The 16,775-nt window shown below is 37.9% G+C and carries 9 protein-coding genes; all 9 read left to right on the top strand.

The window, feature by feature from the left end; genetic code table 11:
- The first annotated feature begins 146 nt into the window (after positions 1-146).
- A complete protein-coding gene (locus ACZZZI_RS21640) occupies positions 147-3,557 on the top strand; it encodes a SusC/RagA family TonB-linked outer membrane protein (protein WP_463491343.1) in 3,411 nt (1,136 codons plus the stop codon).
- A 10-nt stretch (positions 3,558-3,567) separates the two neighbouring features.
- Positions 3,568-5,157 (top strand): RagB/SusD family nutrient uptake outer membrane protein, encoded by a 1,590-nt coding sequence (locus tag ACZZZI_RS21635; protein WP_316757025.1) that lies wholly within the window; start codon positions 3,568-3,570, stop codon positions 5,155-5,157.
- 164 nt (positions 5,158-5,321) lie between these two features.
- Entirely contained in the window at positions 5,322-6,242 is a 921-nt protein-coding gene (locus ACZZZI_RS21630; protein WP_316757027.1) for a dihydrodipicolinate synthase family protein, read from the top strand.
- Positions 6,243-6,305: 63 nt separating this feature from the next.
- Complete coding sequence (locus ACZZZI_RS21625) at positions 6,306-7,463, top strand: tRNA wybutosine-synthesizing protein 4 beta-propeller domain-containing protein (protein ID WP_463491340.1); 1,158 nt, start codon at positions 6,306-6,308, stop codon at positions 7,461-7,463.
- A complete protein-coding gene (locus ACZZZI_RS21620) occupies positions 7,460-8,701 on the top strand; it encodes an MFS transporter (RefSeq protein WP_463491338.1) in 1,242 nt (413 codons plus the stop codon). Before ACZZZI_RS21625 ends, ACZZZI_RS21620 begins: the two co-directional genes overlap by 4 nt.
- 16 nt (positions 8,702-8,717) lie before the next feature.
- Entirely contained in the window at positions 8,718-10,265 is a 1,548-nt protein-coding gene (locus tag ACZZZI_RS21615) for an exo-alpha-sialidase (protein WP_463491336.1), read from the top strand.
- A 6-nt stretch (positions 10,266-10,271) separates the two neighbouring features.
- Positions 10,272-12,344, top strand: coding sequence for a GDSL-type esterase/lipase family protein (locus tag ACZZZI_RS21610; protein WP_344764125.1), 2,073 nt, complete (start codon positions 10,272-10,274; stop codon positions 12,342-12,344).
- 6 nt (positions 12,345-12,350) lie between these two features.
- Complete coding sequence (locus ACZZZI_RS21605) at positions 12,351-13,532, top strand: AGE family epimerase/isomerase (RefSeq protein ID WP_463491334.1); 1,182 nt, start codon at positions 12,351-12,353, stop codon at positions 13,530-13,532.
- A gap of 17 nt (positions 13,533-13,549) precedes the next feature.
- Positions 13,550-16,126, top strand: a complete 2,577-nt coding sequence (locus tag ACZZZI_RS21600) for a family 20 glycosylhydrolase (protein ID WP_463491332.1) — start codon at positions 13,550-13,552, stop codon at positions 16,124-16,126.
- The last annotated feature ends 649 nt before the right edge of the window (positions 16,127-16,775 follow it).

Raw genomic sequence — 16,775 nt, 5'->3', positions numbered from 1 at the left:
TGGGGCTTTTTATGCTTCATTGAAGCAAATATAGTAAAAGCCACAGTTTAAGGTTTAAAAATAAATAGTTAATTATTTGCAAATAAACAAAATAATATGTTATTTCGATTTATTATGTATAACATAATCTAACCTAATAACTAAAAATGAAAGAAATTTACCAATCATTCACTAGGTATTTTATACTTAGTATGGCTGTATGCTTAACTACACTTACAGCTATTGCCCAGTCCGGTACAATATCGGGTAAAATTACTGATGCCTCTAAAGCAGGCATTCCAAGTGCAACAGTCAGCGTAAAGGGCACGAAAACTGCTGTTGCCGCCGGTAATGATGGAAGCTACAGAATCGTAGCTAAAAGTGGAGATGTTCTTGTGTTTTCTATTACGGGCTTTACATCTAAAGAAGTTACAGTGGGTATTAGTACTACCATCAATGTATCCTTAGTTGAGGATGACAAAGATTTGGATGAAGTAATGGTAGTGGGCTATAGCACCATTAAAAAATCAAAATTAACAGGTTCAGTCTCTAAATTAGATTCCAAGGTTTTGGAAACGGGTGTTCGCTCTAATCCTGCGCAAGCATTGGCTGGAACAATTCCGGGCTTGAGAGTTTCTACAGCAACAGGCAGACCAGGGTCTGCTGCCAGTATCACTTTAAGGGGTGGAACTAACTTTGATGGAAGTGGAAGTCCATTAATTCTAATGGATGGTCAGGTTAGGGGTTCTCTTAGTGACATCAATTCGGAAGAAATTGAAAGTATTGAAGTATTAAAGGACGCCTCCGCTACAGCTATTTATGGTGCTAGAGCTAACAATGGTGTTATTCTAATTACATCAAAAAGGGGTAAAGCAGGTTCTTCCTCTATTTCATTAAAATCGCAAACAGGAATAAATTATTTAAATACCCCTTATAAATTTTTAAATGCGGAAGACTATATTACTTGGACACGTTTAGGGGTGGTAGAAGCGATAAGGAATGGGACATTGGGTACAGTTGCTTCTAACACAGCATTATCTGCTGTAGGACCCAGAAGTACTGGTAACTTATACAAAGATGCTGCAAGTAATATATTAGATGGTAATTATAATAGTGCTGCTATTTGGAGTACAATGCGATTAAACTCTATTAACCAGGAATTGGTAGGTAAACCAGGTTGGAAAACCATGAAAGATGCAGTACCTACAAATGCTGCTGGAAATTATGATCCAAATGGAACTTATGCTGATTTACTCTATAAAGACTTTAACTATGGAGATTATGGTTTGAAAAAAAGTTCACTTACTCAAGACTATAATGTTAGCATGAGTGGTGGAAATGAGAAAGGTGCATATTACGCTACTTTAGGATATTATAATGAAGGAGGACTTTCTCTAGCTACATTTTATCGTCGTTTAAATTTTACCGTTAATGGCGATTATAATATTAAAGATTGGTTAAAATCAGAAAGTAGTGTGCAATTTATTAGAGCCAATTGGAGGGATCAATCGCTTACAAATGGTGAGAGTAATTATTGGGGACGTATGCTTTCCGCACCTCCAACTATGCGTGGTACAAACGAAAATGGCGATTTAATTTTAGGTCGTGATGCCAGTGACGGTAATCCAATAATTAATATTGATAAGTATAAAGTAAATAATCAAACAGACAAATTTACCTTTAGTCAAGCTTTAAAAGTGAATTTTACTAAAGATTTATTTCTTAGGGTAAAAGGTGTTTTGTTTTATGATGAAGGCTTTTATGAAAGCTTTAATAAAGATTATAGAACAGGTATTATGAGTTTAACCAATTCTGCTACAGGATGGAACAGAGATCGCGCATCGGCTGCATCTTTTGGTCGTACAACAAATCAAACTTACAATGCTGTCCTTAATTATAAAAAACAGTTTGGTAAAAATAATATAAATGCCTTAGTTGGTGCAGAATACTTTGATGCTTATGCTAAAGGACTTTCTGCAAGCGGGAAATTAGCTCCTACAGATGATTTTCAAGACCTTGGTTTAACGGTTAACGATGTCTCTGGTATCGGTGCAAGAAGTATTGATTCTTATCATCAAAGAGAACGCATTATGTCGCAATTTGCGAGTGTAAATTACGATTGGGATGGCAAATATCTAGCTTCGATCACTGCTAGAAGAGATGGTTTTTCAAGATTAATCGGAGATAATCAATATGGTATATTCCCTGCTGGTTCTGTGGGGTGGGTTGCTTCAAAAGAAAATTTTATGGAGTCTACTAAAAACTGGTTATCTTTCTTAAAAGTAAGAGCAAGTTATGGTAAAAGTGGAAATATTGGAATTGGAACTTCAAACGCTATTGGCTTATATGAATTACAAGGTGCTTATGGACCTCAAAGTGCTTACAACGGAGTTATTGGTTTCTTAAATACGCCTGCAAATCCAAAGTTAACACCAGAAATAAGTAAAACTTTAGAGGCTGGTTTTGATATGGGCTTTTTTAACAACAGGTTAACTGCTAGTGCAGCAGCTTACAATAGAATTACATCAGATAAGCTCACTTTCGTACAAACGCCAACTTCTTCAGGTGTTTCGCAGATACGTACAAATAATGGAAGCTTTAGGAATACGGGTGTAGAATTAGAAGCAAATTATAAAATTTTACAGAAAAGCGCAGTAAAATGGGAAGTTGGAGCAAACGCTTCTTGGAATAAGAATAAAGTAATTAAACTTCCTTACAACGGAAATGAAAACAATAGACAAGGGGGACAACAAATATACGATCCAGCAACAAATCGTCTGATTTGGGTAGGAGGACTTCAGGAAGGACAGGAGCCGGGTGCAATATATGGTTTTGTTCAAGATGGTATTATAAGAAATTCTGCTGACCTTGCTGCTTACAATAAAGTAGATTTAGCTGCTGGACAAGTATGGTATGGTGCTTCTGCAGGAAAAAAAGTAGCCAGTCAGGCGTTGATTGCCAGCAAAAATTTAAATCCAAATGCTGCTGCTCCAACATTTATCGCAACCCAACTAGGTGATGCGAGATGGAAGGATATTGATCAAAATGACACTATCGATACCAGAGACATGGTTAAATTGGGGAATACTTTACCTCGTTGGACGGGCGGTATTACTACCTCGGTTTCGTGGAAAGGCTTAAGTTTATTCGCACGTTTAGATTTTGCAATTGGGTTTAAACAAATGGACTTTATGCAAATGTGGGCTTTAGGAAGTTTTCAAGGGGAGTTTAACGCAACCGAAGCTGTTAAAGATACTTGGACTCCTCAAAATCCTAATGCTTCACTTCCAAGATACACATGGGCCGATCAATTAAATGCAAAGAATTTTGATAGACCAAGTGATATGTTTTGGGTAAATTCCAGTTATCTGAACTTTAGAGAAGTATCGTTAAGTTATACAATTCCACCCAACTTACTTAAAAGAGCAAGGATATCAGCCTTAACATTCACAGTTACAGGACAAAATTTGGGTTATATAACCAATAAGCAACTTAACTTACCTGAACGTACTGGTTCACAAAATAGTGCTTACACAATTCCTACTCAACTTGTTTTTGGCGCTAACTTAACCTTTTAAAAGAATTATTATGAATAAGTTAAAATATATAGCATTGGTATTTACGCTGATAATAAGTACCATGTCCTGCAAGAAAGCATTAGATCTAACACCAGAGGATTACTTTGGAGATGGAAACTTTTGGCAAAATGAAGCACAAGTAAATAATTTCATGGCTGGCATACATAACCAGTTTAGAAACAATCAATTCCAGTTCGAACGTTTAGGTGAAATGCGGGGCGGAAGTTTTAGTAATGTTGATAGACAAAACACCTCTCTGAATGAACTCCCTATTATACAACAGGACCTTTCAGAAATTTCGACTGGTGTAGGTAGTTGGGCAGGTTTTTATGGTCCGTTGTTGCAAATTAATTTGTTTATTCAGAGAGTTGAAGCAATTTCATTTCTTTCTGATGCAAGAAAAAAAGCATTTTTAGGCCAGGCTTACGGGTTAAGAGCATATTATTACTTCCACCTGTTGCGTACTTATGGAGGTGTTCCAATTCGTTTAGAACCAGAGGTTTCGAATGGTAAAACTGATCCTATTGAATTGCGTAAAGCCAGAGCTACAGAAGCTGAAGTATTAGCTACAATTAAAGCCGATATTAATAAATCTGTAAGTTTATATAGTGGTATAAGCAGTTCAGATAAAACTCTTTGGTCGCCAAATGCATCATTAATGCTAAAAGGAGAAGTTTACTTATGGTCTGCCAAAGTTTATGGTGCAACTGCAGATTTAGCCGAAGCAAAAACTGCTCTTAATGCGGTTACAGGATCAAGCTTATTGACAGGTACTGCGGCTAGTTTTGCAAATGTTTTCAAAACTAAAAATAACGCAGAAATTATTTTTGCAGTTCGATATGCAGTAGGTGAAGCTGAAATGCCTAATATTGGTGCATTTACATATTCTACCTTCAATTTTGATGGGCAGCATTATAAAGATTCATTAGCAACTGCTGGTGTAGGAAATTTTTTAATTGATCCATTAAAATTAGCATTGACAAATTCTCAACAAGTTATACAGCGTTATGCATATACTTTTGAGTTGTTTCAAACTTATCAAGTAACAGATAATAGGAGAGATGCAACTTTTTATGATTATTATAAGGTTAATACTGCTGTTACACCAAGAGTACCAACTATAAGAAATACTGCATTAGTTAAATTTATTGGCCCAGATCCCGCTACAACTACAAATAAAAAGTATTTTACAGATGATTGGCCGGTTTACCGTGAGGCAGATAGAGTATTAATGCTTGCTGAAATTGCCAATGCGGAAGGGGCAGATCCTTCTTCATATATTAAATCAATTAGAGATAGAGCTTTTTCTCCAGCTGTTGATCCAACACCATTTGTAAATGGTACTAAGGATGCAAATGAGTTAGCAATCTTTTCTGAAAGAAGTAAAGAATTTGTATTCGAAGGTAAGAGATGGTATGATTTGCGAAGGATGAAATTCGGAAGTGAGCCATTGGTATTTAAATCCGCTGGTCATAAATATGGTGTTTTAGATAAAGCAACTCAAGGATATAAAATTCTTTGGCCAATTGAACCAGGAATATGGACTAATGATCCATTGGTTAATCAAACACCAGGTTATACTACTACTAAACCAAAATAGGTTGCCTAAAACCTAGGTGCTATTACAGACTGTGAAAATTAATCTTTACAGTCTGTAATATTTGTTATCAAAAACAAAGAATAGTTATCAGATTTCTTATTTACGACATAATTCTGAATCAATTTTTTACAAAAAAAAATATTAATAAAACTTAATTCATAGAAATGAACTTCAAACCACTTGAAGGGTTAATTGCCGCTCCTTTTACCCCTTTTGATTCTAATGGTAAACTGAACCTGGAACTAATCCCTTCGTACTACAAATTATTAAAAAGCAATGAGGTCACTGGCGCATTCATTTGCGGTTCAACCGGAGAAGGTGTATCTTTAACTAAAGAAGAAAAAATGCTCGTAGCAGAAGCTTGGGCAGATGCAACAAACCAAGATGCTGATTTTAAAGTGATGACTTTGTTAGGCGGAACGTGTATTCAAGATTGTAAAGTTCTAGCTCGCCATGCACAATCTATTGGTTTATATGCTGTTTCATTTACAGCCCCGTCTTATTTCAAACCCGCTAATGCTGCGGTATTAGCAGAAATTTGTGCAGAAATTGCCGCCGAAGTTCCTCAAATGCCATTTTATTATTATCATATTCCAGTATTAACAGGGGCGAACATAGCAATGATTGACCTTTTAGCAGAGGTTAAAGGGATTGAAAACTTTGCTGGTGTAAAATATACGCATGAAGATTTTATGGATTTTCTTTCCTGCATGAATTTTGACAATGGCCGATACGATATGCTATGGGGAAGGGATGAAAATATGCTATCTGCGTTGGTTCTGGGGGCCAAAGCATCCGTTGGCAGTACTTTTAACTACCTAGCACCGGTTTATCACCAGCTTATTGCTGCATTTGAAAAAAATGACTTCAAAACTGCCGCCATGTTTCAACAAAAGTCAATCGATTTTATTCGCTTGTTGGGGAAGTATGGAGGGATAGCAACAGGAAAAGCTTACATGAAATTGATAGATATGGATTGTGGGCATTTCCGCCTTCCAGTAAGAAATATGAATTCAGAACAGTTTCCGGATTTTTCAGACGACGTACATGCGCTTGAATTTGAAGATTTTCGCTCAAAAGCTTAACCAACCGATACGCATAAGGCTCACTTATTGGGCCCAGGATAAAAAGTGTTTTAATTAATTTTAATGAGAACCATATACCTTACTTTATTGTTAACTTCAATTTTATCGCCAGTATTAATGGCTCAGAACCGCACGGTTGATCTTATCGATTGGAAAATCGTGGCATCGATTCCCCCCGCATTACACCAGGTTAAATCTATCGGATTAGCTGGAGCAATTTCAGGGATTCATAACGATGCCCTTATTGTTGCAGGAGGAACAAACTTTCCTGATAAAATGCCATGGCTTGGTGGATCTAAAAAGTCTTACGATAATGCTATTGTTTATCCAAATATCAACTCAAAAAAAACTTTAACGCCATCAGTCGTTAGCTATAAATTACCTTTTAAACTAGCCTATGCAGCAAATTGTAATACTAAAGAAGGTATTGTTGTAGCTGGCGGAGAGAATGAGTTGGGCTTGAGCAAAAAAGTACTTTTACTGAAATGGAAGCAACAAGAAGAAATTTTAGGCATAGAATATTTGCCAGATTTACCATTTGGAGTGACAAATGCATCTCTTACAGTAGTTCGGAATATTCTTTATATATCTGGTGGCGAGGTACCTTCTGGCGCCAGGGATGAGTTTCTATCCCTGGATTTAAAAGATCCTGCTCAAGGCTGGAAAACTTTGTCAAATTTACCGCTAGCCACTTCTCACGCTGTTCTGTTGGGTGATGAAAAGACTGGTCAGGTTTATCTTATTGGTGGCAGATGCAAAAAAGTTGAACAGGTTAGTGAAATATATAATGCCTTTCACGCCTACGATATTAAAAAGAATTTTTGGAAGGAAATGCCAACGCTCCCCTTTCCACTTTCTGCTGCTTCAGGTATTATTAATGGAGATGATATTTTGATTTTTAGCGGGGATGTAGGAGAAACATTTAATAAAGCAGAGAAACTAATAATTGCTATGGAGCAGGAGAGGGATGCGCAAAAAAAAGAAGTTTTAAATAAGAAAAAAATAGAGGTTCAATCCTCCCATCCTGGTTTTAGCAGAAAAGTTTTGAAATATAATTTGTTTGGTAAGACGTGGACATTGTTGAAAAATGAAATGCCTTACGGCACGGTTACGGTGAATGCGAACCTTTTTAATGATAATGTATTTATAGCGGGAGGGGAAATTAAGGCGGGGGTAAGAACCCCGAATATTTTACGTGGTAAAATGAAATTTATACAATGAAAAATTCAAACAGATACACATGGGTGGTTGTTGGTTTGCTTTGGTTTGTGGCCCTGCTTAATTATATGGACCGCCAAATGCTTTCGACCATGAAGCCCGCCATGCAGATGGATATTTCAGAGTTAAAATCAGCAACAAATTTTGGCTACCTGATGGCTATATTTCTTTGGATTTACGGATTAATGAGCCCTATATCTGGGATAATCGCGGATAAATTAAATCGAAAGTGGTTAATTGTTGGCAGTTTAATGGTTTGGTCACTTGTCACCTTTTTAATGGGTTATGCCACAACTTTTAATCAAATTTATTGGTTAAGGGCATTAATGGGTGTTAGTGAAGCGTTGTATATTCCCGCAGGTTTATCCTTGATTGCAGATTACCACAGCTCGAAAACCAGATCTTTGGCCATTGGCATCCACATGACTGGACTTTACATGGGGCAGGCCCTTGGTGGTTTTGGAGCCACAATTGCATCTAGGTTTTCCTGGCAGATCACATTTCATTCTTTTGGCTTCGTTGGTATTGCCTATGCAATTGTCCTGGTATTCTTTTTAAAGGATAAAAAAAATACTGTAAAAGAAATTACATCAGATAAAATTTTGATTACACCAAAAGTGCCGGTTTTTAAAGCGCTGGCATTGCTGTTTAGCAACATTTCTTTTTGGATCATCTTATTCTATTTTGCCATTCCAAGTCTGCCAGGTTGGGGCGTAAAAAATTGGCTACCAACTTTATTTGCCCAAAATTTAAATTTGCCAATGGAGCAAGCTGGCCCATTATCAACAATAACAATAGCATTCTCCTCATTTATTGGCGTTATCTCCGGTGGTATTTTATCTGATAAATGGGTGCAAAAAAACCTTAAAGGACGTATTTATACCAGTGCAATTGGCCTAAGCCTAACCATTCCCTCACTGTTGTTAATTGGTTTTGGGCACTCTTTATTCCATGTGGTAGGAGCGGCAGTATGTTTCGGAGTAGGCTTTGGCATGTTCGATGCGAATAATATGCCAATACTTTGTCAGTTTATTTCGCCAAAATCCAGGGCTACAGCCTATGGAATAATGAATATGACTGGTGTCTTCGCAGGTGCCTTCATAACAGATTTATTAGGGAAATCGACTGATTCGGGTAGTTTGGGTAAAGATTTTGCCATGCTATCCATCATTGTCTTCATCGCATTAATAATCCAACTATATTTTCTCCGTCCCAAATTTAATGATTTTGAAGATGCTTAAATCAACAAAAAAAAACATGAAACAAATAAAAATGAGCTTAGGCTTACTTATTGTATTTACACTATTTACATTGAGGACTTTTTCATCCGTTGGTATAACAATTACCGCATCTTCACCCGTGATACCTGTGCTGAAGGGAATGGAGTCAAACGAATTACTTTCATTACGGATTTATGTTCCTGCTGGCGAAAAGGAGATATCTTTTAAGAATATTTCTTCCATATTAAACCCGGACGGACTAAAATCGATTGAAAAGATTGATGTTTTTTTTACAGAAAATGAGCCGTTTTTTGCAACCAAGAATAAACAGGCTTCCGTCAATCCTACTTCTTCAAAGCTGAATTTGCCAATTAATTTGAAGTTAAAACCTGGCGTAAACTATCTATGGCTTAGTGCGAAACTTAAAGAAACTGCAGATATCGACTCCAAAATCGAATTCCATGTTAGCCAAGTAGAAGATGCTGACTCAAAAAAATATGAAGTAATAGAAGAAAGTGATGGATATATTAAAAGAATAGGCGTTGCTGTGCTAAGGGCAGGAGATAATGGGGTGAATACTTATCGGATACCTGGTATAGCGACAACTGATAAGGGATCGCTTATCGCAGTATATGATATTCGTTATCAAAACTCAAAAGATCTGCCTGGAAATATTGATGTTGGCTTGAGTAGAAGCACTAATGGAGGAAAAACCTGGGAGCCAATGAAAGTTATAATGGATATGGGCGAACCAAATGAAAATAATGGTATTGGAGATCCTGCCGTACTTTTCGATCCTGCTACAAAAAAAATATGGGTAATTGCATTGTGGAGTAAAGGAAATCGTTCTATCGCAGGTTCAAGACCAGGTTTATCCGAAGATGTTACCGGGCAAATGGTACTGGTCAGTAGTGATGATGATGGACTGACCTGGTCATCGCCCAAAAATATAACATCGACCACTAAAAATCCGAAATGGAACCTGTTTTTTAACGGCCCGGGCAGTGGTATTGCCATGGCAAATGGTAAGATCGTTTTTGCCGCTCAATATTGGGATGAAAATGCAATGCCGCACTCCACATTGGTGTATAGTGCCGACCATGGTAAAACCTGGAAAACAGAGGACGGTCCAAAATCGAACACTACCGAGGCGCAGCTTATAGAGACTGTACAAGGCACACTGATGCTAAATATGCGGGATAACCGAGGGCGTTACAGAAGCGTGGCAACTACAACGGATATGGGTAAAACCTGGACCGAACACCATACTTCATATAAGGCATTGCAGGATCCGGTTTGCATGGCCAGTTTCATCAAAGCAAAGGTTAGCATTAAGGGCAAACAAAAAGATGTTGTGTTTTTCGGAAATGATAATACCCAGTCTGACCGTTATAACTTAACAATTAAAGCAAGTTTGGATTTGGGCGAAAGCTGGATTAAAAAAAATGAACTTTTGATAGATGAGCGCAGGTTTTATGGTTATTCTTCATTGACTATGGTTGATGATAAAACAGTTGGTTTTTTTTACGAAGGTGCTAAAGACTTATATTTTGTTCGTATTCCGGTAAATGAGATCGTTAAATAAATTAAAATGAAAATTGTTTTCAGATTAATTATTTGCTTAAGCTTTTTGATTAGCAATAATGCGCATTCGCAAAAAATAAAAGTTGCCTGTATCGGAAACTCCGTAACAGCAGGTTATTTGTTAGCCAATCCAAAATTAGATGCTTACCCCTCAAAGTTACAACAGCTTTTGGGGGATAAATATCAGGTTGGTAATTTTGGACATAGTGGCGCAACGCTTTTAAAAAAAGGCCATAATCCTTATTATAAGAACAAGGAATTTACCGATGCATTAATTTTTCATGCTGATATCGCCATTATCGCTCTTGGTTTAAATGATACCGATCCGAGAAACTGGCCAAATTATAAGGATGAATTTAGCTCGGACTACCAGTGGCTTATTGATAGTTTAAAGCAGGGAAACCCTAAGCTTAAAATTTATATCTGCAAGCTTTCACCCATATTTAGCGGACATCCGAGGTTTAAATCCGGAACCCGAGATTGGTATTGGCAAATTCAGGATAAAATAGGGCAGGTTGCCAAAGCAAACCAGTTTGAACTGATCGATCTTCATGCCAGGCTGGGTAATCGTCCAGACCTATTTGCAGATAACCTGCATCCCGATATTACGGGTGCAGGCATTATAGCTAAAACCGTCTTTGAACATTTATCGGGCAATTTCGATGGCTTTAAATTGAATAAAATATTTTCCAATCACATGGTATTGCAACGTGATCTACCAATCCCAGTTTATGGAACGGCGAATGCAGGCGATCGGATCGAAGTACAGTTTAATAATATTAACCTTCACACTGAAACTGACTTCAACGGGAAATGGAAAGTTGAGTTTCCTGCGATGAAATTTGGCGGACCTTATCAAATTAAAGTAACCAGTAATCAAAATACAGTTTTATTAAACGATGTGCTGATCGGAGATATATGGCTCTGCTCCGGGCAGTCAAACATGGCTTTTCCTTTAAAATCCTCAGCCACTGGCAAAGCGACTTTAAAAACTTTAGATAAAAAACTTCCAATTAGACTTTTAAAATATAATTCTCTGGCTGAAACCGATAATATATCGTGGGGTAAACCAATATTGGATAGTATAAATGCACTGAATTATTTTTCAGGGACTTGGGCTGAACTGGATCAGTCATCCCTAGCCGATTTTTCGGCCGTTGCTTATTATTTTGGAGAAAAACTAGCTATGGAAGAAAATATCCCGGTGGGTTTAATTCAAATGGCTGTCGGTGGGTCTACACTTGAATCCTGGATGGATAGAGGAACAATTGAGCACGATGATTTACTTGTTGATATATTAGGTAACTGGCGGAAATCTGATTTTATTCAGGATTGGGCCAGGGGCAGGGCAGATCTAAATCTAAAAAATGCGACCAACTCAAAACAAAGGCATCCTTACGAACCGGCTTATAATTACGAAGCAGGCATTGCAAATTTAACGGATTTCCCCATTAAAGGGATAATCTGGTATCAGGGCGAGAGCAATGCACATAATGTAGAACTTTTTAACCATGAGTTCCCAATTTTGGTTAAAAGCTGGCGTGACAAATGGAATGCTGATTTTCCATTTTATTATGTTCAGCTTTCTGCCATCGATCGGCCCTCTTGGCCTTATTTTAGAGATGCGCAGCGAAAAATGCAATCCGTTATTCCCAATATTGCAATGGCGGTGAGTTCTGATTTAGGCGATTCCCTGAATGTTCATCCTACTCATAAAAAGGAAGTTGGCGAGCGATTGGCTTTGCTGGCCTTAAAGAATACCTATCATCATAATATTATAGCCTCTGGCCCGGTAGCGCTAAAGGCCATCAAAAAGGAAAACACCATTATCATCACTTTTAATGATGCTAAAGGATTAAAACCTAGTGGTGGTTTGGTTTTACAAGGCTTCGAGATTGAGGATGAAAAAGGGAATCACCTTACCGTAAAAGCGAGTGTTTTAAAAAATACAGTTCATTTAGCGGTTCCTGCTGGTGTGACAATAGCAAGGGTTTTATACGCCTGGCAACCATTTACTAGAGCGAATTTAGTTAATGAGGCTGGTCTTCCAGCTTCAACATTTTCCATTACTATAAATTAAATTATTATGAGTTACACAAGCGAAGAACTGAAAGGTCTTTCTTTATTTTATAAAAATCAATTATTAAATAATACGATAACATTTTGGTTTCCCAGGTCGATTGATGAAGAATATGGTGGTTATCTTTTTATGAGGGATGCTGATGGAAGCTTAATCGATGATGATAAGGCTGTTTGGATCCAAGGCCGGGGCGCATGGTTGCTTTCTACACTTTGCAATACGGTTGAACATAGAAAAGAATGGCTCGATTGGGCAAAGTCTGGTATCGATTTCTTAAACAAGTATGGTTTTGATGCCGATGGGCAGATGTTTTTCCACGTTACCCGCAGTGGGCAACCGATTCGTAAAAGGCGATACTATTTTTCGGAAACCTTTGCTGTCATTGCCAATGCCGCCTATGCCAAAGCCAGTGGCGATGAGCAAGCGGCCGAGAAGACGAGGTATTTATTTGGAAAGTGTATTGAGTATTCAACCACTCCTGGCTTGTTGCCGGCAAAATTTACCAAAACCCGGCCTACAAAAGGAATAGGTGTGCCGATGATTATGATGAATACCGCCCAGCAATTAAGAGAGACCATTGGCGATCCGCGTTGTGATGAGTGGATCTCTATTTGGATAGAAGAAATAAAAAATGACTTCGTCAAGGATGATATAAAATGTGTGATGGAACAGGTGGCGCCCGATGGGTCGATAGTTGATCATATTGATGGAAGGACATTAAACCCGGGGCATGCAATCGAAGGCGCCTGGTTCATTCTACATGAAGCTAAATACCGTAATAATGATCCCGAGCTAATCGCGCTTGGTTGCAAAATGCTGGATTATATGTGGGAACGTGGCTGGGATAAGCAGCATGGTGGAATTCTATATTTTAAGGATGTATATGACAAGCCTGTACAGGAATACTGGCAGGATATGAAATTCTGGTGGCCGCACAATGAAACGATAATTGCAACCTTACTTGCCTACACCTTAACTGGTGATGAAAAGTATGCTCGCTGGCATAAACTCGTTCATAATTATTCCTATGAAAAATTCCACGATAAAGAAAATGGAGAGTGGTTTGGGTATTTACACAGGGACGGTTCACTAGCACAAACGGCTAAAGGAAACATGTTCAAAGGGCCTTTTCATCTTCCCCGCCAGGAATGGTATTGTGCGCAATTACTGCAAGGTCTGGGTTATTAACCAATAACGATAATGAAATGTTAAAATATTCACTAGCACTGTTGTTACTTGTTTTTTCAGTTACCGGATTTGCACAGGTTGTTCTGCCTTCTTATCCGCAGGTTACTTTTCCGACCTATTACTGGCAAAAAAGCACTCAATTTCAAATGCTTCCAATAACGCAAAAAAGCATACTTTTTATTGGTGATAGCTTAACAGATGGAGCGGAGTGGGCAACACTTTTTAATGGCACCAATACATTAAATTTTGGCATTAGTGGCGAGACGAGTGCGGGTGTGATTAACCGTTTACCAGAGATAGTGAGACATCGGCCAGCAAAAATTTTCCTGATGATTGGCATAAATGACCTAGCAAGAAACATATCAGTGGAAGGCTTATTGTCAAACATCAAATTGATTGTTAGATATATAAAGCAAAACTCAAATGCTACTAAGATTTTTGTGCAAACTTTGTTACCTGTAAATAATGATTTTAAGACTTTTAGCGGGCATACAAATAAAGGGGATTCTATACTTAAATTAAATACTGAGCTCTCCAAGGAAGCCGAAAAATCCGCCTTTGTATTCGTTGATCTCCACTCTTATTTTTCTGATAAGAGCGGAAAGTTAAAAAGAGAGTTTACAAATGATGGTTTACATCTCAAAGGGACTGGATATGCCTTATGGAAACATCTAATCCATCCTTATGTTTATGAGCTGGAATCAGAGCCGGAATTGATCCCCATGCCAAAGAGGATTGTTAAGTCTACAGGTCTGTTCCCACTTTTTCAGGTTAAGACCATATATTATAATGCCGATTCACTTCTGAATGAGGCAGAGTCACTTAGGCAGCAATTGAGCATTGCTGGAATCGCGGTCAAACTTATTAAAGGCAAGCGAGATCATAGAGTTCCCTCGATAAGTCTTGAAATCGTAAAGACTAAGCCAGAAATCAATGACTTGGAAGCCTACAGCCTCCGCGTTTCTTCTCAGGAAATCATCATCAGTTCAGATGGAAAAGCTGGCGTTTATTACGGCATACAAACTTTAGCTCAGCTGGCACGTGATGGTTATTATGTGGGAGCAATTGATATTCAGGATAGTCCAGCATTTAAATGGAGGGGATACATGGTGGACGTTGGTCGTAATTATCAGTCCGTTGCTTTGCTAAAACAACAGATTGATAAAATGGCGTTTTATAAATTAAACGTATTTCACTTGCATTTGACAGAAGATATTGCGTGGCGCCTTGAAATCAAACGCTATCCGGAATTAACCCAGCCAGAGTTTATGGAAAGAAACAAAGGTATGTATTATACGGTGAGTGAAATAAAAGACCTGATAAACTATTGCAAAATGCGCCATATACTTGTGGTTCCTGAGATTGATGTGCCAGGACATAGCGCAGCTTTTAGAAAAGCGATGAAAACCGATATGCAAAGCGATTCAGGACTGGTGATTGTTAAAAATATTTTAAGGGAGATTAGTGATACATATGATTTTCCGTATATCCATATTGGCGCTGACGAAGTTAAAATTACTAATAAGAACTTTCTTCCTGCTATTTCTGCCTTCCTTAAATCCTCAAACAAGAAAGTTATCGGATGGGAACCCGGAGGGAATTTTGACGAATCGACGATCCGGCAACTCTGGATGGACGATGCGGCGGTGACGGCTAATAAAGTTAAAATCCAATATATTGATTCTCGTCATCTGTATTTAAATCACATGGATCCGATGGAAAGCGTAGTTACTATTTTTAACAGGCAGCTATGCGGGGTAAATCAGAGTGATCAGCAGGCGCTGGGCGCAACGCTCTGCCTTTGGCCAGATAGAGCAGTGGAGAAGCAAGAAGATTTAATCAATATGAATGGGGTTTATCCAGCCATGCTAGCCTTCGCAGAACGAAGCTGGGTGGGAAACGGATATAAAGACTGGGTTGCAAACATTGATTTGAATGGAAAGCAGGCACTCGATGATTTCAAAGCGTTCGAAAAACGTTTGATGGATCATAAAAAGGTTTTTTTTACCGAACTCCCTTTTCCTTATTTAAAACAAAGCGAATTAAAATGGCAGCTTTACGGGCCTTATGAAAATAATGCAAACCTTAGGGAGAAATTTGACCCCGAGCTGGAAAATTCTGATCTAGGTAGCCAAGTTTCACAAACAGTATTAGGAGGTACAATCATTCTCCGCCATTGGTGGGCACCTAAAATAAAAGGTGTTTTAAAAGACCCAAAGGAGAATACAACCTGGTATGCTACCCGAAAAGTGTGGTCGGAGCAGGATACTGTCAAAAAATTCTGGATTGGCTTCAATAACTTCTCCAGATCGCAGGCTGTAGATACACCTCCAGCAGGACAATGGGATAACCACCAATCTCAAATCTGGGTTAATGGTGAGCTTATTCCACCGCCCAATTGGCTACACGCAGGACAAAAGGGGAACCTTGAAATTCCACTTATGGACGAAGGCTATGAATATCGAATACCAGCATTGGTGAGATTTAACAGAGGCTGGAATACAATTTTAGTTAAAGTTCCCATAGGGAACTTCGCAGGTAAAAACTGGAATAATCCAGAAAAGTGGATGTTCACTTGCGTGGAACTGGAGTAAATTTGAGGAATCAAATTTCAAACACATTAGTAGATAGGCTTGTCCTTACTACAGTTATAACATGAAATACTGGGTTGATTAGTCAGTTTGTTTAGGGATTTGAAGTTTAGGAATTATAAAAGATTCGTTGAATTCAAGTTTGGTTAGATCTCTGCAGGCCTGGATAGGCCTGCAGATTTTTTGAAAAGTTATAGGCGATCATTTTATTAAAAAATTTATCACAAGATCAAGATTATCAGTTTGCCGTAATAGGTTATTAGGTTAGAATAGGAGACATTAGATATAGTGAATTGCCCTTCATTGTCTTTTGTAATTATTAAATGCTTAAGGAGATAGTAATAGAGAACGTCTTACTAGTGCTGAAATTAGATAAACAAGAAAAGATTCAGCCCATCTCAGTGGACGTAATTTTATTGTAAATAGTTGTTTCCTTTATATAATTGATTTGTCAGAATGGGCACAAATATATTTTTTAACATCTGAGTAATGGCGTTCGAATGCATATATTACTCTATTTTGCAATTTATTCATTAACCGATTATTCATTTCTGGATGATGAAACCTAAAGTTTTTACGAAAAGTCTTACAGGAAATTTCCGAACTTTAAAAAAGGTAAGCAAATTAAACTCCCCTTTTTTTGTGAATAATC

Source organism: Pedobacter sp. AC190 (assembly GCF_979258025.1).
The sequence above is the reverse complement of the archived record's forward strand: the minus strand, read 5'-3'. Positions and strand labels throughout refer to the sequence as shown.

Coding starts and splice junctions, on each gene's coding strand:
- ACZZZI_RS21625 (WP_463491340.1), top strand. CDS start 6,306: ATGAGAACCATATACCTTACTTTATTGTTAACTTCAATTTTATCGCCA.
- ACZZZI_RS21615 (WP_463491336.1), top strand. CDS start 8,718: ATGAAACAAATAAAAATGAGCTTAGGCTTACTTATTGTATTTACACTA.
- ACZZZI_RS21640 (WP_463491343.1), top strand. CDS start 147: ATGAAAGAAATTTACCAATCATTCACTAGGTATTTTATACTTAGTATG.
- ACZZZI_RS21635 (WP_316757025.1), top strand. CDS start 3,568: ATGAATAAGTTAAAATATATAGCATTGGTATTTACGCTGATAATAAGT.
- ACZZZI_RS21620 (WP_463491338.1), top strand. CDS start 7,460: ATGAAAAATTCAAACAGATACACATGGGTGGTTGTTGGTTTGCTTTGG.
- ACZZZI_RS21600 (WP_463491332.1), top strand. CDS start 13,550: ATGTTAAAATATTCACTAGCACTGTTGTTACTTGTTTTTTCAGTTACC.
- ACZZZI_RS21605 (WP_463491334.1), top strand. CDS start 12,351: ATGAGTTACACAAGCGAAGAACTGAAAGGTCTTTCTTTATTTTATAAA.
- ACZZZI_RS21630 (WP_316757027.1), top strand. CDS start 5,322: ATGAACTTCAAACCACTTGAAGGGTTAATTGCCGCTCCTTTTACCCCT.
- ACZZZI_RS21610 (WP_344764125.1), top strand. CDS start 10,272: ATGAAAATTGTTTTCAGATTAATTATTTGCTTAAGCTTTTTGATTAGC.